21 protein-coding genes and 1 pseudogene are annotated in these 22,046 nt (G+C 39.8%); 20 read left to right on the top strand and 2 right to left on the bottom strand.

Annotated elements, in window-relative coordinates:
- The first annotated feature begins 131 nt into the window (after positions 1 to 131).
- From M1F55_RS03970 to recG, 9 genes are all read left to right on the top strand, one after another.
- Positions 132 to 467 carry a hypothetical protein gene (locus M1F55_RS03970; RefSeq protein ID WP_247947321.1) on the top strand — a complete coding sequence of 112 codons (336 nt, stop codon included), beginning with the start codon at positions 132 to 134 and terminating at the stop codon, positions 465 to 467.
- 65 nt (positions 468 to 532) lie between these two features.
- Positions 533 to 880 carry a hypothetical protein gene (locus M1F55_RS03975; protein ID WP_238393768.1) on the top strand — a complete coding sequence of 116 codons (348 nt, stop codon included), beginning with the start codon at positions 533 to 535 and terminating at the stop codon, positions 878 to 880.
- Positions 881 to 913: 33 nt separating this feature from the next.
- Positions 914 to 1,201, top strand: a complete 288-nt coding sequence (locus M1F55_RS03980) for a hypothetical protein (protein ID WP_203213447.1) — start codon at positions 914 to 916, stop codon at positions 1,199 to 1,201.
- Between the two features lie 145 nt (positions 1,202 to 1,346).
- The gene (gene secA / locus M1F55_RS03985; protein ID WP_004258556.1) at positions 1,347 to 3,860 is read left to right on the top strand and encodes a preprotein translocase subunit SecA; all 2,514 of its coding nucleotides are present in this window, start codon (positions 1,347 to 1,349) and stop codon (positions 3,858 to 3,860) included.
- 80 nt (positions 3,861 to 3,940) lie between these two features.
- Positions 3,941 to 4,972 (top strand): 3-deoxy-7-phosphoheptulonate synthase, encoded by a 1,032-nt coding sequence (locus tag M1F55_RS03990; RefSeq protein WP_049488303.1) that lies wholly within the window; start codon positions 3,941 to 3,943, stop codon positions 4,970 to 4,972.
- Position 4,973: 1 nt separating this feature from the next.
- Positions 4,974 to 6,005, top strand: coding sequence for a 3-deoxy-7-phosphoheptulonate synthase (locus M1F55_RS03995; protein WP_023946126.1), 1,032 nt, complete (start codon positions 4,974 to 4,976; stop codon positions 6,003 to 6,005).
- Positions 6,006 to 6,049: 44 nt separating this feature from the next.
- Positions 6,050 to 6,412 carry a holo-ACP synthase gene (acpS, locus tag M1F55_RS04000; protein ID WP_031236869.1) on the top strand — a complete coding sequence of 121 codons (363 nt, stop codon included), beginning with the start codon at positions 6,050 to 6,052 and terminating at the stop codon, positions 6,410 to 6,412.
- Entirely contained in the window at positions 6,402 to 7,505 is a 1,104-nt protein-coding gene (alr, locus tag M1F55_RS04005) for an alanine racemase (protein ID WP_247947322.1), read from the top strand. The genes acpS and alr overlap by 11 nt, the downstream gene beginning before the upstream one ends.
- 18 nt (positions 7,506 to 7,523) lie before the next feature.
- Positions 7,524 to 9,539, top strand: coding sequence for an ATP-dependent DNA helicase RecG (gene recG / locus M1F55_RS04010; protein WP_247947323.1), 2,016 nt, complete (start codon positions 7,524 to 7,526; stop codon positions 9,537 to 9,539).
- Positions 9,540 to 10,097: 558 nt separating this feature from the next.
- Here the strand turns inward: recG and M1F55_RS04015 are convergent.
- Together M1F55_RS04015 and M1F55_RS04020 are read right to left on the bottom strand one after the other, a co-directional pair.
- Positions 10,098 to 10,538 (bottom strand): annotated as a pseudogene (locus tag M1F55_RS04015) (Rpn family recombination-promoting nuclease/putative transposase); the annotation flags it as partial.
- On the bottom strand, positions 10,531 to 11,472 hold the full coding sequence (locus M1F55_RS04020) for an Rpn family recombination-promoting nuclease/putative transposase (protein WP_247947324.1): 942 nt from the start codon (positions 11,470 to 11,472) through the stop codon (positions 10,531 to 10,533). The gene M1F55_RS04020 and the pseudogene M1F55_RS04015, both read right to left, overlap by 8 nt.
- Before the next feature lie 394 nt (positions 11,473 to 11,866).
- On the opposite strand from M1F55_RS04020, the gene M1F55_RS04025 reads away from it, so the two are divergent.
- The 11 genes from M1F55_RS04025 (at position 11,867) to M1F55_RS04075 (ending at position 22,033) form a co-directional block, all read left to right on the top strand.
- Positions 11,867 to 12,565 (top strand): N-acetylmannosamine-6-phosphate 2-epimerase, encoded by a 699-nt coding sequence (locus M1F55_RS04025; RefSeq protein ID WP_001135675.1) that lies wholly within the window; start codon positions 11,867 to 11,869, stop codon positions 12,563 to 12,565.
- A 24-nt stretch (positions 12,566 to 12,589) separates the two neighbouring features.
- Positions 12,590 to 13,042, top strand: coding sequence for a YhcH/YjgK/YiaL family protein (locus tag M1F55_RS04030; RefSeq protein ID WP_000587480.1), 453 nt, complete (start codon positions 12,590 to 12,592; stop codon positions 13,040 to 13,042).
- Between the two features lie 18 nt (positions 13,043 to 13,060).
- Positions 13,061 to 14,398, top strand: coding sequence for an ABC transporter substrate-binding protein (locus M1F55_RS04035; protein WP_247947325.1), 1,338 nt, complete (start codon positions 13,061 to 13,063; stop codon positions 14,396 to 14,398).
- A 79-nt stretch (positions 14,399 to 14,477) separates the two neighbouring features.
- Entirely contained in the window at positions 14,478 to 15,362 is an 885-nt protein-coding gene (locus M1F55_RS04040; RefSeq protein ID WP_023946138.1) for a carbohydrate ABC transporter permease, read from the top strand.
- Positions 15,362 to 16,195 carry a carbohydrate ABC transporter permease gene (locus tag M1F55_RS04045; protein ID WP_050197667.1) on the top strand — a complete coding sequence of 278 codons (834 nt, stop codon included), beginning with the start codon at positions 15,362 to 15,364 and terminating at the stop codon, positions 16,193 to 16,195. Before M1F55_RS04040 ends, M1F55_RS04045 begins: the two co-directional genes overlap by 1 nt.
- Before the next feature lie 16 nt (positions 16,196 to 16,211).
- The gene (gene nanB, locus M1F55_RS04050) at positions 16,212 to 18,305 is read left to right on the top strand and encodes a sialidase family protein (protein ID WP_247947326.1); all 2,094 of its coding nucleotides are present in this window, start codon (positions 16,212 to 16,214) and stop codon (positions 18,303 to 18,305) included.
- A 12-nt stretch (positions 18,306 to 18,317) separates the two neighbouring features.
- Entirely contained in the window at positions 18,318 to 19,421 is a 1,104-nt protein-coding gene (locus tag M1F55_RS04055) for a Gfo/Idh/MocA family protein (protein WP_000241736.1), read from the top strand.
- A gap of 68 nt (positions 19,422 to 19,489) precedes the next feature.
- Positions 19,490 to 20,407: a dihydrodipicolinate synthase family protein gene (locus M1F55_RS04060; RefSeq protein ID WP_247947327.1), complete on the top strand. Its 918-nt coding sequence runs from the start codon at positions 19,490 to 19,492 to the stop codon at positions 20,405 to 20,407.
- A 17-nt stretch (positions 20,408 to 20,424) separates the two neighbouring features.
- Positions 20,425 to 21,309: an ROK family protein gene (locus M1F55_RS04065; RefSeq protein ID WP_247947328.1), complete on the top strand. Its 885-nt coding sequence runs from the start codon at positions 20,425 to 20,427 to the stop codon at positions 21,307 to 21,309.
- A 96-nt stretch (positions 21,310 to 21,405) separates the two neighbouring features.
- Positions 21,406 to 21,693, top strand: coding sequence for a type II toxin-antitoxin system RelB/ParD family antitoxin (relB, locus tag M1F55_RS04070; RefSeq protein ID WP_000951987.1), 288 nt, complete (start codon positions 21,406 to 21,408; stop codon positions 21,691 to 21,693).
- Positions 21,683 to 22,033, top strand: a complete 351-nt coding sequence (locus M1F55_RS04075; protein WP_125456405.1) for a type II toxin-antitoxin system RelE/ParE family toxin — start codon at positions 21,683 to 21,685, stop codon at positions 22,031 to 22,033. The genes relB and M1F55_RS04075 overlap by 11 nt, the downstream gene beginning before the upstream one ends.
- Positions 22,034 to 22,046: the final 13 nt, after the last annotated feature.

Consider the following 22,046-nt stretch of genomic DNA (forward strand, 5'->3'; position numbering starts at 1 on the left):
TGGGACTTTTTTTCTACACAAAAATAGGCTCCATAATATTTATAGGAGATTTACCCACTACAAATATTATAGAGCCATTTTTTTGATAAAATGAAGTTGAAGAAAACGCTATTAAAAAGAGGGGACTGGTGATGAAACATTTGTTTAAATTCTTACTTTTAGCACCTTACTTTTATTTTGATAACTGGATTGAAAAGGCCAACAGAAATAGTAAATTTTTTCCGATTTTTTACTATTTTTACTGGGTTTACATCCCCCTCTATTCTCTTTTTAGCCTTGCTTGGACAGTTGTTTCAGTTTTGTTTTTCAATATCGTCTTGAGAAATGTGACAGATATCAAGTTTTGGGGCATTTGGTTTCTTTTTATTCTGCTAGCTATTGGTCTGAATAGGTCAACTTATTTCTGTCTCAAAAAAATGTTTCGCTTGAGACGGGAACTAGGGAAGTCTAAAGGTGGAAGGCATTGATTTATATTGGTAATAACATTTAATAGAACGAAACTAAAGAAAACAATTTTAAAGAGGAGGTGTCGATGATGAAACTGTCCTTTAATTGGTTTCATTTGATACTCTTATTTCCTTGTTTTTATTTTTTCTATTGGATAGACAATGCTGACAGAAACAGTAAAATTTTCCCCATCTTCTACTATTTTTACTGGATTTATATTTCCCTTTTAGCTCTGTTTAGCTTGGATATGACAATTTTTTCATTCTTATTTTTCCCTTTTGTTCTGAGCCATGATTCAGATGCTAGTACTTGGGGTGTTGGGTTGATTTTGATAGTCATATCTCTAGGCAGTGACTGGTTAGATTATATCTTTTTCAAAAAAATGTTTCGCTTGAGACGGGAACTAGGACAATCTAAAGGCGAAAGGCATTGATTTATATCGGTTTTTATTGATAGGAGGTAGCTTATGGCACATCTAAAATCATTTATTACACGCTATTCCAAGGTCTATATTGGTTTAGTTCTGCTAATCTGGCTTGCTTTCTTCTTTCTTCCTTGGGATAAACCAGTTCTGGGAATATCTATCAATCTCTTCATCATGCAGAAAGTTTTACTAGTTTTTGGCATTCTGTCCATTTTGATGGCCTTGTTATCCAAGAAAGTCAGTCTCTTTGTTTTTGGACTTATCTGCTGTCTTTCCCTTTGGATTAATCTATTTATCCTATTTGCTCTTTTGCCGATTTTTGGCAATTAAACAGTCATAAAATTCAGAGAGGTTAGCTTGGAAACTAGCCTCTTTTTCCTTTTCAAAATGGGGATTCTTCCTTGAAAATAATCAGTAATTGTGCTAAAATTAAAAGAACATTCTAAAATATTCGGAATTTAAAGTAAGGAAAAACATGGCTAATATTTTAAAAACAATTATCGAAAATGATAAAGGAGAAATCCGTCGTCTGGAAAAGATGGCCGACAAGGTTTTCAAATACGAAGACCAAATGGCTGCTTTGACAGATGACCAACTAAAAGCAAAAACAGTTGAATTTAAAGAACGTTATCAAAATGGAGAATCACTGGATTCATTACTTTATGAAGCTTTTGCGGTTGTCCGTGAGGGTGCCAAACGTGTCCTAGGTCTCTTCCCATATAAGGTTCAGGTCATGGGTGGAATCGTTCTTCACCATGGTGACGTGCCAGAAATGCGTACAGGGGAAGGGAAAACCTTGACTGCGACCATGCCCGTATACCTCAATGCCCTTTCAGGCAAAGGAGTTCACGTAGTTACGGTCAATGAGTACCTATCCGAACGTGATGCGACTGAGATGGGTGAATTGTACTCATGGCTTGGTTTGTCAGTAGGGATTAACTTGGCTGCCAAATCCCCAATGGAGAAAAAAGAAGCCTATGAGTGTGATATTACCTACTCAACCAACTCAGAAATCGGATTTGACTACCTTCGTGATAACATGGTCGTTCGCGCTGAAAACATGGTACAACGTCCGCTTAACTATGCCTTGGTCGATGAGGTTGACTCAATCTTGATTGACGAGGCCCGTACACCTTTGATCGTATCAGGTGCTAACGCAGTTGAAACCAGTCAGTTGTATCACATGGCAGACCACTATGTAAAATCGTTGGACAAAGACGACTACATCATCGATGTGCAGTCTAAAACAATTGGTTTGTCTGATTCAGGGATTGATAAGGCTGAAAGCTACTTCAAACTTGACAATCTCTATGACATCGAAAACGTAGCTCTGACTCACTTTATCGATAACGCCCTTCGTGCCAACTACATCATGCTTCTCGATATTGACTATGTGGTGAGCGAAGAGCAAGAAATCTTGATTGTTGACCAATTTACAGGTCGTACCATGGAAGGTCGTCGTTATTCTGATGGATTGCACCAAGCTATTGAAGCTAAAGAAGGTGTGCCAATTCAGGATGAAACCAAGACATCTGCCTCAATCACTTACCAAAACCTTTTCCGTATGTATAAGAAATTGTCTGGTATGACGGGTACAGGTAAGACTGAGGAAGAAGAATTCCGTGAAATTTACAACATTCGTGTTATTCCAATCCCAACAAATCGTCCTGTTCAACGTATTGACCACTCAGACCTTCTTTATGCAAGTATCGAGGCTAAGTTTAAAGCAGTTGTCGAAGACGTTAAGGCTCGTTACCAAAAAGGTCAGCCAGTCTTGGTTGGTACAGTTGCAGTTGAAACCAGTGACTACATTTCTAAGAAATTGGTCGCAGCTGGCGTTCCTCACGAAGTCTTAAATGCCAAAAACCACTATAAAGAAGCCCAAATCATCATGAATGCTGGTCAACGTGGTGCTGTTACCATTGCGACTAACATGGCCGGTCGTGGTACCGACATCAAGCTTGGTGAAGGGGTTCGCGAACTTGGAGGACTTTGTGTTATTGGTACAGAACGCCATGAAAGCCGTCGTATCGATAATCAGCTTCGTGGACGTTCAGGTCGTCAAGGAGACCCAGGTGAGTCACAATTCTACCTATCTCTTGAAGATGATTTGATGAAACGTTTTGGTTCTGAACGCTTGAAGGGAATCTTTGAACGCTTGAACATGTCTGAAGAGGCCATTGAGTCTCGTATGTTGACGCGTCAAGTTGAAGCGGCGCAAAAACGTGTCGAAGGAAATAACTACGATACCCGTAAACAAGTCCTTCAATACGATGATGTCATGCGTGAACAACGTGAAATTATCTACGCTCAACGTTACGACGTCATCACTGCAGACCGTGACTTGGCACCTGAAATTCAGGCTATGATCAAACGCACGATTGGTCGTGTCGTTGATGGTCATGCGCGTGCCAAACAAGATGAAAAACTCGAAGCAATTTTGAACTTTGCTAAGTACAACTTGCTTCCAGAAGATTCTATCACGATGGAAGACTTGTCTGGCTTGTCTGATAAGGCCATTAAGGAAGAACTCTTCCAACGTGCCTTACAAGTTTACGATAGTCAGGTTTCAAAATTACGCGATGAAGAAGCAGTCAAAGAATTCCAAAAAGTCTTGATTCTACGAGTGGTAGATAACAAGTGGACAGATCATATCGATGCCCTCGATCAATTGCGTAACGCGGTTGGACTTCGTGGATATGCTCAGAACAACCCTGTTGTTGAGTATCAGGCAGAAGGTTTCCGTATGTTTAATGACATGATTGGTTCGATTGAGTTTGATGTGACACGCTTGATGATGAAAGCACAAATTCATGAACAAGAAAGACCACAAGCAGAACACCATATCAGTACAACAGCGACTCGTAATATCGCTGCCCACCAAGCAAATATACCAGAAGATTTGGATTTGAGCCAGATTGGACGGAATGAACTTTGCCCATGTGGTTCTGGTAAGAAGTTTAAAAACTGTCACGGTAAAAGACAATAAAATGAGATAGTTTAGAGGCGGATACCTTGTGAAAAGTAAATTTTTACTTGGTATCCGTTTGATTTATAAGGAGATGAGTTATGGTATTTACAGCAAAAAGTCCTAAAATTAATATTGAAGAAGTTCGTGCCTTGTCAAAATTAGAAGGCCAAGCTTTGGAGAGAAAATCACAGCGCGATAAAGAGCTAGAAGCCATTATACGTGGAGAAGACCAGCGGATTCTCTTGGTAATCGGGCCATGCTCATCTGACAATGAAGAAGCTGTTCTTGAGTACGCTAAGCGTTTGGCAGCTTTGCAAGAAGAAGTGGCAGATCGTATCTTTATGGTTATGCGTGTTTATACTGCCAAACCTCGTACCAACGGAGATGGCTATAAGGGCTTGATTCACCAGCCTAATGCGACAGAAGCGCCTAGTCTTATCAATGGAATCAAAGCCGTTCGCCATCTTCATTATCGTGTTATCACAGAAACAGGTATGACAACAGCTGATGAAATGCTTTATCCTGAAAATCTACCGCTTGTGGATGATTTGATTTCTTACATGGCGGTTGGTGCCCGTTCGGTTGAAGACCAGCAACATCGCTTTGTGGCAAGTGGGGCAGATTTTGCGACTGGGTTTAAAAATCCAACCTCTGGAAATCTCAATGTCATGTTTAATGGAATTTATGCCGCTCAAAATAAACAAAGCTTCCTTTTCCTAGGAAAAGAAGTGGAAACAACTGGGAACCCGCTTTCGCACGCCATTCTTCGTGGAGCAATCAATGAGTATGGTAAGAATATTCCTAACTACTACTATGATAATTTGATGGATACCATTGCCCAGTATGAGAAAATGGGCTTGGAAAATCCTTTTATCATTGTGGATACCAATCATGACAACTCTGGTAAGCAATACATGGATCAGATTCGAATTGTCCGCCAGACATTGATTAATCGTGATTGGAATGAAAAAATCAAGCAGTACGTTCGTGGCTTTATGATTGAGTCTTATCTAGAAGACGGCCGTCAGAACGAACCGGAAGTATTTGGCAAGTCTATCACGGACCCTTGCCTTGGCTGGGAAAATACGGAAGTCCTCGTCAGAGAAATCTACCAAACGCTAGGAGAATAAGATGGCATTTATTGAAAAAGGTCAAGAAATCGATATTGAAGCAATCAAGGCAGAAACCCAATTGTCTGTGGCAGCCTTGCGACTAAAGGAGCGTCGTGATAGAGAATTGGCAGACATCATTTCGGGAGAAGATGACCGGATCCTTTTGGTGATTGGTCCTTGCTCTTCTGATAATGAAGAGGCTGTCTTGGAATATGCCTGCCGTTTATCCGCCTTGCAGAAGAAGGTGGCGGACAAGATTTTCATGGTTATGCGTGTTTATACAGCTAAACCTCGCACTAACGGAGACGGCTATAAAGGTTTGGTTCACCAGCCAGATACTTCAAAAGCTCCAAGTTTGATCAACGGCTTGCAGGCTGTGCGCCAGTTGCACTACCGCGTGATTACAGAGACTGGTTTGACAACGGCAGATGAGATGCTTTATCCGTCAAATCTGGTCTTGGTAGATGATTTGGTCAGCTACCATGCTGTAGGAGCTCGTTCTGTAGAAGACCAAGAGCACCGTTTTGTGGCCTCAGGGATTGATGCGCCAGTCGGAATGAAAAATCCAACCTCTGGAAATCTGGGTGTCATGTTTAATGGCATCTATGCCGCTCAGAACAAACAGACCTTCCTCTTCCATGGTCAAGAAGTTGAGACTTCAGGAAATCCCTTGGCCCACGTCATCCTTCGTGGAGCAGTCAATGAATATGGGAAAAATGAGCCTAACTTTTACTACGAAACTTTGCTAAATGCCATTGAACGCTATGAAGCCATGGGACTTGAAAATCCCTTTATTCTCATTGATACCAACCATGATAATTCAGGCAAGCAATATATGGAGCAGATTCGAATTGTTCGCCAGACCTTGCAAAATCGTGACTGGAATGAGAAGATTAAAAAGATAGTTCGAGGCTTTATGATTGAATCTTACCTAGCAGATGGTCGTCAAAACCAACCAGAGGTCTTTGGTTGCTCCATTACCGATCCTTGTCTAGGTTGGGAAAATACAGAGGCCTTGGTAGAAGAGATTTATGCTACCTTGACAAAATAAGTGAAAAGGATGGAGTTGGGGGATCTCAACTCCTTTTGATGAGAATGATAGTTGGACACGGAATTGACATCGAAGAATTGGCTTCGATAGAAAGCGCAGTTACACGACATGAAGGCTTTGCTAAGCGCGTGCTGACCGCTAAGGAAATGGAACGGTTTAACAGTCTTAAAGGGCGCAGACAAATCGAATATTTGGCTGGTCGCTGGTCGGCTAAGGAGGCCTTTTCAAAGGCTATGGGAACGGGTATTGGCAAGCTCGGTTTTCAGGATTTGGAAGTCTTGAATAATGAACGCGGGGCGCCTTATTTTAGTCGGTCACCATTTTCAGGGAAGATTTGGCTGTCTATCAGCCACACAGATCAGTTTGTGACAGCCAGTGTCATTTTGGAGGAAAATCATGAAAGCTAGTCCACATAGACCAACCAAGGCTCTGATTCATCTGGGAGCTATTCGACAAAATATTCAACAAATGGGGGCTCATATCCCTGAAGGAACGCTTAAATTTGCGGTTGTTAAGGCCAATGCCTATGGGCATGGGGCTGTTGCCGTTGCCAAGGCGATTCAAGATGATGTTGATGGTTTTTGCGTTTCGAATATTGATGAGGCCATTGAACTCAGACAGGCTGGACTTAGCAAGCGAATCCTTATTTTAGGAGTTTCTGAAATCGAAGTTGTTGCTCTAGCTAAAGAATATGACATCACCTTGACTGTAGCTGGACTGGAGTGGATTCAAGCACTCTTAGATAAGGAAGCGGACTTAACTGGATTAACAGTCCACCTCAAGATTGATTCAGGAATGGGACGAATTGGTTTTCGAGAGGCTCATGAGGCTGAGCAGGCTCATGATTTGCTCCAACAACATGGTGCTCGTGTTGAAGGGATTTTTACCCACTTTGCGACTGCAGATGAAGAATCAGATACCTACTTTAATGAGCAATTAGAACGGTTTAAAACTATTTTGGCTAGTATGAAAGGTCTTCCAGACATGGTTCATGCTAGTAATTCTGCAACGACTCTTTGGCATACAGAGACTATTTTTAATGCCGTTCGTATGGGAGACGCTATGTATGGCCTAAATCCCAGCGGAGAGGTCTTGGACTTGCCTTATGACCTGACCCCAGCCTTGACCTTGGAGTCTGCTCTGGTTCATGTCAAGACAGTTCCAGCTGGAGCTTGCATGGGCTATGGAGCGACCTATCAGGCGGATAGCGAGCAAGTCATCGCGACCGTACCAATCGGCTATGCGGATGGTTGGACGCGAGACATGCAGAATTTCTCTGTCTTGGTAGATGGACAAGTTTGCCCAATCGTCGGTCGGGTTTCGATGGACCAAATCACCATTCGTCTACCTAAGCTTTACCCACTCGGAACCAAGGTAACCTTGATTGGCTGCGACGGAGATAAGGAAATCACAGCTACTCAGGTAGCGACCTACCGCGGAACTATTAACTACGAGGTGGTTTGTCTTCTCAGCGACCGCATTCCGAGAGAATATTATTAAAGAAGAAAGGAGTGGAGCATGAATCTACATCAACCCTTGCATGTCTTACCTGGTGTGGGACCAAAGTCAGCAGAGAAATACGCCAAACTAGGAATTGAAAACTTGCAAGACCTCTTGCTCTACTTTCCTTTCCGTTATGAAGATTTTAAGACCAAGCAGGTGCTGGAACTGGAAGATGGCGAAAAGGCAGTTCTTTCTGGTCAAGTCGTTACTCCTGCTAGCGTCCAGTATTATGGTTTCAAGCGCAATCGCCTACGCTTTAGTCTTAAGCAGGGAGAAGTCGTTTTTGCGGTTAATTTCTTTAACCAGCCTTATCTAGCTGATAAGATAGAGTTGGGAGCAACCCTTGCTGTCTTTGGAAAATGGGACCGCGCCAAAGCTAGTTTAACTGGGATGAAGGTCCTGGCTCAGGTGGAAGATGACCTCCAACCTGTCTATCGCTTGGTTCAGGGAATCAGTCAGGCCAGTCTGGTCAAGGTTATAAAGACGGCCTTTGATCAGGGACTGGACCTCTTGATAGAGGAAAATCTTCCCCAGTCTTTACTAGACAAATACAAACTTATGTCCCGTTGTCAGGCAGTTCGTGCCATGCATTTCCCTAAGGATTTGGCAGAATACAAGCAGGCCCTTCGCCGTATCAAGTTTGAGGAACTCTTTTATTTCCAAATGCAATTGCAGACGCTCAAGTCTGAAAATAGGGTTCAGGGAAGCGGTCTGGTTCTGGATTGGTCTCAGGAAAAAGTGACAGCAGTCAAGGAAAGTCTTCCTTTTGCCTTGACCCCAGCTCAAGAAAAGAGTTTACAGGAAATTTTGACCGACATGAAGTCGAACCACCACATGAATCGTCTCCTGCAAGGAGATGTGGGGAGCGGAAAAACGGTGGTTGCTGGCTTGGCCATGTTTGCGGCAGTGACAGCTGGGCACCAGGCTGCTCTCATGGTACCGACAGAAATCTTAGCAGAGCAACACTTTGAAAGTCTACAGAGTCTCTTTCCAGACTTGAAACTCGCTCTCTTGACAGGATCCTTGAAAGCTGCAGAAAAAAGAGAAGTCTTGGAGACTATTGCTAAGGGTGAGGCTGATTTGATTATCGGAACCCATGCTCTGATTCAGGATGGGGTGGAGTATGCTTGCCTTGGTTTGATTATCATCGATGAGCAGCACCGTTTTGGTGTGGGTCAAAGGCGGATTTTACGGGAAAAAGGAGACAATCCAGATGTCCTCATGATGACAGCGACTCCGATTCCACGGACGCTAGCCATCACAGCCTTTGGCGATATGGATGTTTCCATTATCGACCAGATGCCAGCAGGTCGAAAACCCATTGTGACGCGCTGGATCAAACATGAGCAACTACCTCAGGTCTTGACTTGGTTAGAGGGGGAAATTCAAAAAGGTTCACAAGCCTATGTCATCTCTCCCTTGATTGAAGAATCTGAAGCTCTAGACTTGAAAAATGCCATTGCCCTATCAGAAGAGTTGACGGCTCATTTTGCAGGCAAGGCAGAGGTGGCTCTTCTACATGGTAAGATGAAGAGTGATGAAAAAGACCAGATTATGCAGGAATTCAAAGAGCGAAAAACGGATATTCTGGTTTCGACGACGGTTATCGAGGTCGGGGTCAATGTTCCCAATGCGACCGTCATGATTATCATGGATGCCGATCGCTTCGGACTCAGCCAGCTTCACCAGCTCAGAGGTCGTGTCGGTCGGGGGGACAAGCAGTCCTATGCTGTTCTCGTTGCTAATCCCAAGACTGATTCTGGAAAAGATCGCATGTGCATTATGACAGAAACCACCAATGGTTTTGTTCTTGCGGAGGAAGATTTGAAAATGCGTGGTTCAGGTGAAATTTTTGGAACCAGACAGTCAGGGCTTCCAGAGTTTCAAGTGGCTGATATTATCGAAGATTTTCCGATTTTAGAAGAAGCTAGAAAGGTGGCCAGCTATATCAGTTCTATTGATGGGTGGCAAGAGGATCCAGAATGGCGTATGATTGCCCTCCATCTAGAAAAAAGAGAACATCTGGATTAAGCTTTCTCTAAGAAAATCTTAAGCTAGCTTTCAGGTTTGGCCCTTATACTAGAGTCATCAAAAAGAAACGAGGACTCTCACATGACAGTAACGATTAAAGTAAATTACAAAACCACTTTCCAAAAGAAAGAAGTAAAAAGCTAAGACTGGATAGGAGAAAAAAGAGCGAAATGCTCTTTTTTCGTTTCTAAAAGCACAATTTATTGAATCTAAAATAGCACACTGCGGATTCTAAAAAAATTCTAGAAATTATAGTAGATTGAATCCGAAATAGTCCACCGAGTTTTCTAAAACATTGTTAGAAATTAGTTTGAATTCCGCAATTAATTTGTTCAGTTTTTATTTCATTTAACTATAATTTGACTTTCCTAATTTCTTTGTTCTTATCTTATTTCAATACACCATATCTTACTATTTCAGAACCCACATCTAGCATAACTAAAAAACAGATTCTTCCATCTATTACGGAAAAATCTGTCATTGATTTAATGATTTACAAAAACTCCAACCACGGCTTGCGAACCTTATCTTTGCTGGTTTCTCTATATTTTTTAGTTCTTATTTATGATGCTCTTTCAATAGTTCTTCAAACTCAGAGACAGTCATACCCAACTGTTGACTGGCAACTTCAGAAGGCAAAAGACCTTGACGGACTAGATTTAATAGCATAGACAAACTCCCTTCGACTTTCCCACGCTCTAAGCCTTTTTCTTCGGCTCGTTCCAAGGCATAATCCTGAGCCAATAACGCTTGTTCTTCGCGCATACGTAGTTGACTAAACATTTTCCTGTCCTCCTCGGACCAGCTCTTGTAGTCTAGCAGTTGATCTGCCTGACTGATGGCTCGCTCGGGTTGTTGGGTAAAGGGTTTATTCCCGAAAAACTTCAACCACGGCTTGCGAACCTCGTCTTTGCTGGTTTCTCTGTATTTTTTGAGTTCCAAGAATGCCATCTTGACCAGATGATGTTCCTATCCATTATTGGTGATAGTCTTAATCTTTCAATAGCGCCTCAAACTCAGCCACGGTCATTCCCAATTGATGGCTGGCAACTTCAGAAGTCAGGAGACCTTGACGTACTAGATTTACTAAACCTACTTTTAATCCCTCTTCAATGCCTTCTTCTCGTCCTTGTTCACGACCCTCTGCACGGCCGCGTTCAAGACCACGCTCTAATCCCTTTTCCTCCGCTTGTTCCAAGGCATAGTCATGCGCTAACAAGGCTTGTTCTTCACGCATACGTAGTTGGCTAAACATTTTCCTGTCCTCCTCGGACCAGCTCTTGTAGTCTAGCAGTTGATCTGCCTGACTGATAGCTCGCTCGGGTTGCTGGGTAAAAGGTTTGTTCCCGAAAAACTCCAACCACGGCTTGCGAACCTTGTCTTTGCTGGTTTCTCTGTATTTTTTTAATTCCAAGAATGCCATCTTGACTAGATGATTTTCTTGTCCATTATTTGTGATTGTCAATACCTCACCTGTTGTATCCTCTCGCATGCTAAAGCTATGAAAAGCCAGGTCATCTGAGAAATAATTGCTATCCACGATTGCGATAGCGTATACTGGTGCGATGTGTTTATAACTCTGGTGAGTATTGCCTTCTTGCTGGCGAATTTTTTCAAGATTTTGATTGACCTGACTGCACAAGTAAGCCCACAGGCGATTGATGAAAAAATTCTGATGATGAACTTGAATTTCAATAATTACTTGCGTACCATTATCCAACTCCGCCAAGACGTCTATACTGGTATAGAAATCCTGAGCCGAGTAAGGCAGGGATGGCAAGACATGAATATTGCTCCCCTCCAAAATGGTCACATTTTTTGCTGGCAAGTCCAGCATATCGCGAATAAATTGACAAGTGATTTCTGGATTGCTAAAGATTTTCTTAGCAACCAAGTCATTGGTTGGGCTGATGCCCGGATGTCTGAGAATCATCCATTCCCTCCTTCTATTATACCATATTTTAAAATCTAATTTTGCTAGATTCGATGGTTCTATCTATTTATTCGGAAAAAAGCGTAACTTTTCAAAGTAACTTCCATCTCTCTCCCAAAACTGGAAATTAGTTTTAGAAGTTACCCAATGAAAATCAAAGAGCAAACTAGGAAACTAGCCGCAGGCTGTACTTGAGTACTGCAAGGCAACGTTGACGTGGTTTGAAGAGATTTTCTAAGAGTATAAGATAGATGACTTCTCTGAAACTACTTTCAGAAACAGCTGTTCTATAAAATACTTTTGAAACTGAAATCTATCCTACTACAAAGTATTGAAAGCGCTTCATAAATGATATATAATCAACTCATAAGAACAAAGAAAAGGAGGAAACAGGATGCCACAGATTACTAAAGAAGCCTTGATTGCACAAATCAAAGATGGAATCATCGTTTCTTGTCAGGCCCTTCCTCACGAACCGCTTTATACAGAAGCGGGAGGAGTCATTCCCTTGCTGGTCAAAGCGGCTGAGCAAGGTGGAGCAGTCGGTATCCGAGCAAACAGTGTTCGTGATATCAAAGAAATAAAGGAGGTTACAAAACTTCCGATTATTGGGATAATCAAACGAGATTATCCGCCACAAGAACCCTTCATCACGGCTACCATGAAAGAAGTTGATGAATTGGCAGAACTGGACATCGAGGTGATTGCTCTGGATTGTACCAAGCGTGAACGCTACGATGGTTTGGAGATTCAAGAGTTTATTCGTCAGGTTAAGGAGAAATATCCGAACCAGCTCTTGATGGCTGATACAAGTACTTTTGAAGAAGGACTAGCAGCTGTTGAAGCAGGAATTGACTTTGTCGGAACAACCTTATCAGGATATACATCTTACAGTCCAAAAGTGGATGGTCCCGATTTCGAATTAATCAAAAAACTTTGTGATGCAGGCGTGGATGTCATTGCAGAAGGAAAAATTCATACACCAGAACAAGCCAAACAAATCCTTGGATATGGAGTGAGGGGCATTGTTGTTGGTGGCGCCATTACTAGACCAAAAGAGATTACAGAACGATTCGTTGCTGGTCTTAAATAAAAAGTAAAGAAAGGGGGATTGAGTATGATTATTACTAAAATCAGTCGTTTAGGAACTTATGTGAAAGTAAATCCACATTTTGCAACATTAATAGATTTTCTAGAAAAAACAGGACTAGACAATTTAACAGAAGGTCCGATTGATATCGATGGTGATCGATTATTTGGGAATTGCTTTACGTATCTAGCAGACGGTCAAGCAGGAGCCTTCTTTGAAACTCACCAAAAATATTTGGACATTCATTTAGTTTTGGAAAACGAAGAAGCCATGGCTGTTACGTCACCAGAAAATGTAAGCGTTACCCAAGAATATGATGAAGAAAAAGACATTGAATTATACACAGGGGAAGTGGAACAGTTAGTTCATTTGAGAGCTGGCGAATGCCTCATCACTTTTCCAGAAGATTTACATCAACCCAAGGTTCGTATAAATGATGAACCTGTGAAAAAAGTTGTCTTTAAAGTTGCGATTTCTTAATGTAGAAAGGGAAGAACAATGAAAAAAATGAGAAAGTTTTTATGTCTAGCTGGAGTTGCGCTAGCAGCCGTTGCCTTGGTAGCTTGTTCAGGAAAAAAAGAAGCTACAACTAGTACTGAACCACCGACAGAATTATCTGGTGAGATTACAATGTGGCACTCCTTTACTCAAGGACCACGTTTAGAAAGTATTCAAAAATCAGCAGATGCTTTCATGCAAAAGCATCCAAAAACGAAAATCAAGATTGAAACATTCTCTTGGAATGACTTCTATACTAAATGGACTACAGGTTTAGCAAATGGGAATGTGCCAGATATCAGTACAGCTCTTCCTAACCAAGTAATGGAAATGGTCAACTCAGATGCTTTGGTTCCGCTAAATGATTCTATCAAGCGTATTGGACAGGATAAATTTAACGAAACTGCCTTAAATGAAGCAAAAATCGGAGATGATTACTACTCTGTTCCTCTTTATTCACATGCACAAGTCATGTGGGTTAGAACAGATTTATTAAAAGAACATAATATTGAGGTTCCTAAAACTTGGGATCAACTCTATGAAGCTTCTAAAAAATTGAAAGAAGCTGGAGTTTATGGCTTGTCTGTTCCGTTTGGAACAAATGACTTAATGGCAACACGTTTCTTGAACTTCTACGTACGTAGTGGTGGAGGAAGCCTCTTAACAAAAGATCTTAAAGCAGATTTGACAAGTCAACTTGCTCAAGATGGTATTAAATACTGGGTTAAAATGTATAAAGAAATTTCACCTCAAGATTCTTTGAACTTTAATGTCCTTCAACAAGCTACCTTGTTCTATCAAGGAAAAACAGCATTTGACTTTAACTCTGGCTTCCATATTGGAGGAATTAATGCCAACAGTCCTCAATTGATTGATTCGATTGATGCTTATCCTATTCCAAAAATCAAAGAATCTGATAAGGACCAAGGAATTGAAACCTCAAACATTCCAATGGTTGTTTGGAAAAATTCAAAACACCCAGAAGTTGCTAAAGCATTCTTAGAATCACTTTATAATGAAGAAGACTACGTTAAATTCCTTGATTCAACTCCAGTAGGTATGTTGCCAACTATTAAGGGGATTAGCGATTCCGCAGCCTATAAAGAAAATGAAACTCGTAAGAAATTTAAACATGCTGAAGAAGTAATTACTGAAGCTGTTAAAAAAGGTACAGCTATTGGTTATGAAAATGGACCAAGTGTACAAGCTGGTATGTTGACTAACCAACACATTATTGAACAAATGTTCCAAGATATCATTTCAAATGGAACAGATCCTATGAAAGCAGCAAAAGAAGCAGAAAAACAATTAAATGATTTATTTGAGGCTGTTCAGTAGATGTAAAAGACTAGAAAATAGGTGGGCTAGTGAGTTTGAAAAGCCCTAGCCCAATTTTGTAAAAGAAGGGAGAAGGAGAATGGTTAAAGAACGTAATTTAACTCGCTGGATATTTGTTTTGCCAGCTATGATTATTGTAGGATTACTATTTGTTTATCCGTTTTTCTCGAGTATTTTTTATAGCTTTACCAATAAGCATTTGATTATGCCCAATTATAAATTTGTTGGTTTAGCTAACTATAAAGCTGTGCTATCAGATCCCAACTTCTTTAATGCGTTCTTTAATTCAATTAAGTGGACCGTGTTCTCATTAGTTGGTCAAGTTTTAGTAGGGTTTGTATTGGCTTTAGCTCTTCACAGAGTACGTCACTTCAAGAAATTATATAGAACCTTATTGATTGTTCCTTGGGCATTTCCTACAATCGTTATTGCCTTTTCTTGGCAGTGGATTCTAAATGGGGTTTATGGCTACTTACCTAATCTAATCGTAAAATTAGGTTTAATGGATCATACACCTGCATTTTTGACAGATAGTACATGGGCATTCCTATGTTTGGTGTTTATCAACATTTGGTTTGGAGCGCCAATGATTATGGTTAATGTGCTTTCAGCTTTGCAAACAGTACCAGAAGAACAATTTGAAGCTGCTAAGATAGATGGTGCTTCAAGTTGGCAGGTGTTCAAGTTTATCGTCTTTCCACATATTAAAGTGGTTGTAGGTCTTTTAGTTGTTTTGAGAACTGTATGGATCTTTAATAACTTTGATATTATCTACCTAATTACTGGTGGTGGACCAGCTAATGCTACAACGACGCTTCCAATTTTTGCATACAACCTCGGTTGGGGAACTAAATTATTGGGTCGTGCCTCAGCAGTTACAGTATTGCTCTTTATCTTCTTGGTGGCGATTTGCTTTATCTACTTTGCTATCATCAGTAAGTGGGAAAAGGAGGGTAGAAAATAATGAAGAAGAAATCCAGTATTTATTTAGATATTCTCTCACATGTACTTTTAGTTGGTGCTACCATCGTTGCAATTTTCCCATTGGTATGGATTATCATATCTTCTGTCAAGGGGAAAGGGGAATTAACTCAGTATCCAACACGATTTTGGCCTGAACAATTTACATTAGATTATTTCACTCATGTTATTAACGATTTGCACTTTATTGATAACATTCGAAACAGTTTAATCATTGCCTTAGCTACAACCGTTATTGCGATTATTATTTCTGCTATGGCAGCCTATGGTATTGTTCGATTCTTCCCTAAATTGGGAGCAATCATGTCGAGATTACTTGTCATTACCTACATTTTCCCACCAATTTTGTTAGCAATTCCCTATTCAATTGCCATTGCTAAAGTCGGATTAACAAATAGTTTATTTGGCTTGATGATGGTTTATCTATCTTTTAGTGTTCCATATGCAGTTTGGCTCTTAGTTGGATTTTTCCAAACAGTTCCAATTGGAATTGAAGAAGCAGCTAGAATTGATGGTGCAAATAAATTTGTTACATTTTATAAAGTTGTGCTACCTATTGTAGCACCAGGTATTGTAGCAACAGCTATTTATACATTTATCAATGCTTGGAATGAATTCTTATATGCTTTGATTTTGATTAACAATACAGGAAAGATGACAGTAGCAGTAGCTCTTCGATCTCTTAACGGTTCAGAAATTTTAGACTGGGGAGATATGATGGCAGCATCTGTTATTGTGGTTCTTCCATCAATTATTTTCTTCTCTATTATCCAAAATAAGATTGCAAGTGGATTATCAGAAGGATCTGTGAAGTAAACGAAAGAAGGAAAAAATGAATAAGAGAGGTCTTTATTCAAAACTAGGAATTTCTGTTGTAGGAATTAGTCTTTTAATGGGAGTACCCACTTTGATTCATGCGAATGAATTAAACTATGGCCAACTGTCTATATCTCCTATTTTTCAAGGAGGTTCATATCAACTAAACAATAAGAGTATAGATATCAGCCCTTTGTTATTAGATAAATTATCTGGAGAGAGTCAGACAGTAGTAATGAAATTTAAAGCAGATAAACCAAACTCGCTTCAAGCTTTGTTTGGTCTATCTAATAGTAAAGCAGGCTTTAAAAATAATTACTTTTCAATTTTCATGAGAGATTCTGGTGAGATAGGTGTAGAAATAAGAGACGCCCAAAAGGGAATAAATTATTTATTTTCTAGACCAGCTTCATTATGGGGAAAGCATAAAGGACAGGCAGTTGAAAATACACTAGTATTTGTATCTGATTCTAAAGATAAAACATACACAATGTATGTTAATGGGATAGAAGTGTTCTCTGAAACAGTTGATACATTTTTGCCAATTTCAAATATAAATGGTATAGATAAGGCAACACTAGGATCTGTTAATCGTGAAGGCAAGGATCATTACCTCGCAAAAGGAAGTATTGATGAAATCAGTCTATTTAATAAAGCAATTAGTGATCAGGAAGTTTCAACTATTCCCTTGTCAAATCCATTTCAGTTAATTTTCCAATCAGGAGATTCTACTCAAGCTAACTACTTTAGAATACCGACATTATATACATTAAGTAGTGGAAGAGTTCTATCAAGTATTGATGCACGTTATGGTGGGACTCATGATTCTAAAAGTAAGATTAATATCGCCACTGCTTATAGTGATGATAATGGGAAAACATGGAGTGAGCCAACTTTTGCTATGAAGTTTAATGACTATGAGGAGCAGTTAGTTTACTGGCCACGAGACAATAAATTAAAGAATAGTCAAATTAGTGGAAGTGCTTCATTTATAGATTCATCCATTGTTGAAGATAAAAAATCTGGGAAAACGATATTACTAGCTGATGTTATGCCTGCGGGTATTGGAAATAATAATGCAAATAAAGCTGATTCAGGTTTTAAAGAAATAAATGGTCATTATTATTTAAAACTAAAGAAGAATGGAGATAACAATTTCCGTTATACAGTTAGAGAAAATGGTGTCGTTTACGATGAAACAACAAATAAACCTACAAATTATACTGTAAATGATAAGTATGAAGTTTTGGAGGGAGGAAAGTCTTTAACAGTCGAACAATATTCGGTTGATTTTGATAGTGGCTCTCTAAGAGAAAGGCATAATGGAAAACAGGTTCCTATGAATGTTTTCTACAAAGATTCGTTATTTAAAGTGACTCCTACTAATTATATAGCAATGACAACTAGTCAGAATAGAGGAGAGAGTTGGGAACAATTTAAGTTATTGCCTCCGTTCCTAGGAGAAAAACATAATGGAACTTACTTATGTCCCGGACAAGGTTTAGCATTAAAATCAAGTAACAGATTAATTTTTGCAACATATACCAGTGGTGAACTAACTTATCTCATTTCTGATGATAGTGGTCAAACATGGAAGAAATCCTCAGCTTCAATTCCGTTTAAGAATGCGACAGCAGAAGCGCAAATGGTTGAAATGAGAGATGGTGTGATTAGAACATTCTTTAGAACTACTACAGGTAAGATTGCCTATATGACTAGTAGAGATTCTGGAGAAACATGGTCAGAAGTTTCGTATATCGATGGAATTCAACAAACTTCATATGGTACACAAGTATCTGCAATTAGATACTCTCAATTAGTTGATGGAAAAGAAGCAGTCATTTTGAGTACACCAAATTCTAGAAATGGCCGTAAGGGAGGTCAATTAGTTGTCGGTTTAGTCAATAAAGAAGATGATAGTATCGATTGGAAATACCACTATGACATTGATTTGCCTTCGTATGGTTATGCTTATTCTGCGATTACAGAATTGCCAAATCATCACATAGGTGTATTGTTTGAAAAATATGATTCATGGTCAAGAAATGAATTGCATTTAAGCAATGTAGTTCAGTATATAGATTTGGAAATTAATGATTTAACAAAATAAAGGAGAAAAAACATGGTTAAATACGGTGTTGTTGGAACAGGATATTTTGGAGCTGAGTTGGCTCGTTATATGCAAAAGAATGATGGAGCAGAGATTACTCTTCTCTATGATCCAGATAATGCAGAGGCTATTGCAGAAGAATTGGGAGCAAAAGTAGCAAGTTCCCTAGATGAGTTGGTTTCTAGCGATGAAGTAGATTGTGTTATCGTCGCAACTCCAAATAATCTTCATAAGGAACCGGTTATTAAGGCTGCACAACATGGCAAAAATGTTTTCTGTGAAAAACCAATTGCGCTTTCTTATCAAGATTGTCGCGAGATGGTAGATGCATGTAAAGAAAATAATGTAACCTTTATGGCAGGACATATTATGAACTTCTTTAATGGTGTCCATCATGCAAAAGAACTAATTAATCAAGGAGTCATCGGAGACGTTCTATATTGTCACACAGCTCGTAATGGTTGGGAAGAACAACAACCGTCAGTATCATGGAAAAAAATTCGTGAAAAATCAGGTGGTCACTTGTATCACCATATTCATGAATTGGATTGCGTGCAATTCCTTATGGGTGGTATGCCAGAAACTGTAACCATGACAGGTGGAAATGTAGCCCATGAAGGTGAAAATTTCGGTGATGAAGATGATATGATTTTTGTCAATATGGAATTTTCTAATAAACGTTTTGCCTTGTTAGAATGGGGTTCAGCTTATCGTTGGGGTGAACATTATGTTTTGATTCAAGGAACGAAAGGTGCTATCCGCTTAGACTTATTCAACTGTAAAGGAACTCTTAAGCTAGATGGACAAGAAAGCTATTTCTTGATTCATGAATCACAAGAAGAAGATGATGATCGTACTCGCATCTATCATAGTACAGAGATGGACGGAGCAATTGCTTATGGTAAACCAGGTAAACGTACTCCATTATGGCTATCATCTGTGATCGACAAAGAAATGCGATATCTGCATGAGATTATGCAAGGAGCTCCAGTATCAGAAGAATTTGCAAAACTATTGACAGGTGAAGCTGCTCTAGAAGCAATTGCTACTGCAGATGCTTGTACCCAGTCTATGTTTGAAGATCGCAAAGTAAAATTGTCAGAAATTGTAAAATAAACATAATGTAAAGGGGATGAAAAATTTATTTTCTCCCCTCGTTTCGGAAATAAGTTAGGAGAAAATCTATGTCAGATTTAAAAAAATACGAAGGTGTCATTCCAGCCTTCTACGCATGTTATGGTGATCAAGGAGAAGTAAGTCCAGAGCGTACGCGTGCCTTGGTTCAATACTTCATTGATAAAGGTGTTCAAGGTCTTTATGTCAATGGTTCTTCTGGTGAATGTATCTACCAAAGTGTTGAAGACCGCAAGTTGATTTTGGAAGAAGTGATGGCAGTTGCCAAAGGTAAATTGACCATTATTGCCCACGTTGCTTGCAATAATACTAAAGATAGTATGGAACTTGCTCGCCACGCAGAAAGCTTGGGTGTAGATGCCATTGCAACGATTCCACCGATTTACTTCCGCTTGCCAGAATACTCAGTTGCCAAATACTGGAATGATATCAGTTCTGCGGCTCCAAATACAGACTACGTGATTTACAACATTCCTCAATTGGCAGGGGTTGCTTTGACGCCAAGCCTTTACACAGAAATGTTGAAGAATCCACGTGTTATCGGTGTGAAGAACTCTTCTATGCCAGTTCAAGATATTCAAACCTTTGTGAGCCTTGGTGGAGAAGACCATATCGTCTTCAACGGTCCAGATGAACAGTTCTTAGGTGGTCGTCTCATGGGAGCTAAAGCTGGTATCGGTGGTACATATGGTGCGATGCCAGAACTCTTCTTGAAACTCAATCAGTTGATTGCTGACAAAGACTTGGAAACAGCGCGTGAATTGCAGTATGCTATCAACGCTATCATTGGTAAACTCACTTCTGCACATGGAAATATGTATGGTGTCATTAAAGAAGTCTTGAAGATCAATGAAGGCTTGAATATTGGTTCTGTTCGTTCACCATTGACACCAGTGACTGAAGAAGATCGTCCAGTTGTAGAAGCAGCTGCAGCCTTGATTCGTGAAACCAAGGAGCGCTTCCTCTAATCCATAAGGAGGTATTTATGACACACTACGTTGCAATTGATATCGGTGGAACAAATATCAAATATGGTTTGATCGACCAAGAAGGCCAACTTGTTGAATCGCATGAAATGCCAACAGAGGCGCATAAGGGTGGACCTCATATCTTACAAAAGACCAAAGATATCGTAGCCAGCTATTTAGAAAAAGGCCCAGTAGCAGGAGTTGCTATTTCTTCTGCTGGGATGGTGGATCCAGACAAGGGTGAGATTTTCTATGCTGGACCTCAAATCCCTAACTACGCAGGCACCCAGTTCAAAAAGGAAATCGAAACTAGCTTTGCGATTCCTTGTGAGATTGAAAATGATGTCAACTGTGCTGGTCTGGCTGAAGCAGTATCTGGTTCAGGCAAGGGAGCGAGTGTGACACTTTGCTTGACTATTGGAACCGGTATCGGTGGTTGTTTGATTATGGATGGGAAAGTCTTCCATGGATTTAGCAATTCGGCCTGTGAAGTTGGTTATATGCATATGCAGGATGGAGCATTCCAAGATTTGGCTTCTACAACAGCCTTGGTGGAGTATGTAGCAGCAGGTCATGGAGATCCAGTTGATCAGTGGAATGGTCGTCGGATTTTTAAGGAAGCCACTGAAGGTAACAAGATTTGTATGGCTGGTATTGACCGCATGGTAGACTATCTAGGAAAAGGTCTGGCAAATATTTGCTACGTTGCTAATCCAGAAGTGGTCATTCTCGGTGGCGGTATCATGGGGCAAGAGGCTATCCTCAAACCTAAAATTCGAAAAGCTTTGAAAGATGCTTTGGTACCAAGTCTGGCTGATAAGACGAGATTAGAATTTGCCCATCACCAAAATACAGCAGGTATGTTGGGTGCTTATTATCATTTCAAGACAAAACAATCCTAGTTTGGTTCAACCAAACTAGGATTTTCTAATCAAGTTCCCTTGACTTTCTTTATAATTGTGAGATAATAAATAAAATATATAAAGGAGTTATATAAAATGGCTATAGCAAATTCAAGTAAAATTGTGACCTTCCAAGCTAATAGAGAATTAGTAAATGATGCCATGGAAGTGTTAAAAGAACAAAATCTCTCTCTTTCATCGGCACTCAGATTATTTTTAAAGAATGTTGCCGTAACAAATGAAGTAGATTTACTGAGTGAAGAGGAATTAGAGAAGGAGTATTTGTTTAGACAATTACAAGCAGAAGTTCAAGAAAGTTATGCCAAGATTGAGGCTGGAAATTACTTGACAGATGAGGATGTCGTGACACGCTATGGATTATAAAAGATATAGGATTTTGTATTCTCCTAGAGTGATTGATAGTCTGGATAAAATATATCAGTATATAGCAGAGGAAATCGGTTCTGTAGAGGCTGCGAGACGAAAAGTAGCCAATATTAGAAAAGATATTAATCGGCTAGAAATTTTCCCCCAAGCTGGATTTGATGCCGATGAAAAATTTGGTAAAAAATTAGATCCTCACTATCAAACGCGAGGATTGACCTTGAGTAAGGATTACATCGTATTATATACAATTGTTGAGGATACCGTCAGGCTTTCTTATTTACTCCCTTCAAAAAGTGATTATATGAAATTATTTAAGACTAAATCAAGATACGACTAATTCATAATCTAGA

Source organism: Streptococcus mitis, from assembly GCF_023109235.1.
GTDB classification, from domain to species: Bacteria; Bacillota; Bacilli; order Lactobacillales; family Streptococcaceae; genus Streptococcus; species Streptococcus mitis_DA.

Excerpts from the sequence above, each read along its gene's own strand:
- M1F55_RS03980 (WP_203213447.1), top strand. The coding sequence starts at position 914 with ATGGCACATCTAAAATCATTTATTACACGCTATTCCAAGGTCTATATT.
- relB (WP_000951987.1), top strand. The coding sequence starts at position 21,406 with ATGGCTATAGCAAATTCAAGTAAAATTGTGACCTTCCAAGCTAATAGA.
- M1F55_RS04055 (WP_000241736.1), top strand. The coding sequence starts at position 18,318 with ATGGTTAAATACGGTGTTGTTGGAACAGGATATTTTGGAGCTGAGTTG.
- M1F55_RS04075 (WP_125456405.1), top strand. The coding sequence starts at position 21,683 with ATGGATTATAAAAGATATAGGATTTTGTATTCTCCTAGAGTGATTGAT.
- alr (WP_247947322.1), top strand. The coding sequence starts at position 6,402 with ATGAAAGCTAGTCCACATAGACCAACCAAGGCTCTGATTCATCTGGGA.
- M1F55_RS04060 (WP_247947327.1), top strand. The coding sequence starts at position 19,490 with ATGTCAGATTTAAAAAAATACGAAGGTGTCATTCCAGCCTTCTACGCA.
- M1F55_RS03975 (WP_238393768.1), top strand. The coding sequence starts at position 533 with ATGATGAAACTGTCCTTTAATTGGTTTCATTTGATACTCTTATTTCCT.
- M1F55_RS04030 (WP_000587480.1), top strand. The coding sequence starts at position 12,590 with ATGATTATTACTAAAATCAGTCGTTTAGGAACTTATGTGAAAGTAAAT.
- M1F55_RS04025 (WP_001135675.1), top strand. The coding sequence starts at position 11,867 with ATGCCACAGATTACTAAAGAAGCCTTGATTGCACAAATCAAAGATGGA.
- secA (WP_004258556.1), top strand. The coding sequence starts at position 1,347 with ATGGCTAATATTTTAAAAACAATTATCGAAAATGATAAAGGAGAAATC.
- M1F55_RS04020 (WP_247947324.1), bottom strand. The coding sequence starts at position 11,472 with ATGATTCTCAGACATCCGGGCATCAGCCCAACCAATGACTTGGTTGCT.
- M1F55_RS03995 (WP_023946126.1), top strand. The coding sequence starts at position 4,974 with ATGGCATTTATTGAAAAAGGTCAAGAAATCGATATTGAAGCAATCAAG.
- M1F55_RS04065 (WP_247947328.1), top strand. The coding sequence starts at position 20,425 with ATGACACACTACGTTGCAATTGATATCGGTGGAACAAATATCAAATAT.
- M1F55_RS03970 (WP_247947321.1), top strand. The coding sequence starts at position 132 with ATGAAACATTTGTTTAAATTCTTACTTTTAGCACCTTACTTTTATTTT.
- M1F55_RS04045 (WP_050197667.1), top strand. The coding sequence starts at position 15,362 with ATGAAGAAGAAATCCAGTATTTATTTAGATATTCTCTCACATGTACTT.
- acpS (WP_031236869.1), top strand. The coding sequence starts at position 6,050 with ATGATAGTTGGACACGGAATTGACATCGAAGAATTGGCTTCGATAGAA.
- M1F55_RS04040 (WP_023946138.1), top strand. The coding sequence starts at position 14,478 with ATGGTTAAAGAACGTAATTTAACTCGCTGGATATTTGTTTTGCCAGCT.
- M1F55_RS04035 (WP_247947325.1), top strand. The coding sequence starts at position 13,061 with ATGAAAAAAATGAGAAAGTTTTTATGTCTAGCTGGAGTTGCGCTAGCA.
- recG (WP_247947323.1), top strand. The coding sequence starts at position 7,524 with ATGAATCTACATCAACCCTTGCATGTCTTACCTGGTGTGGGACCAAAG.
- M1F55_RS03990 (WP_049488303.1), top strand. The coding sequence starts at position 3,941 with ATGGTATTTACAGCAAAAAGTCCTAAAATTAATATTGAAGAAGTTCGT.
- nanB (WP_247947326.1), top strand. The coding sequence starts at position 16,212 with ATGAATAAGAGAGGTCTTTATTCAAAACTAGGAATTTCTGTTGTAGGA.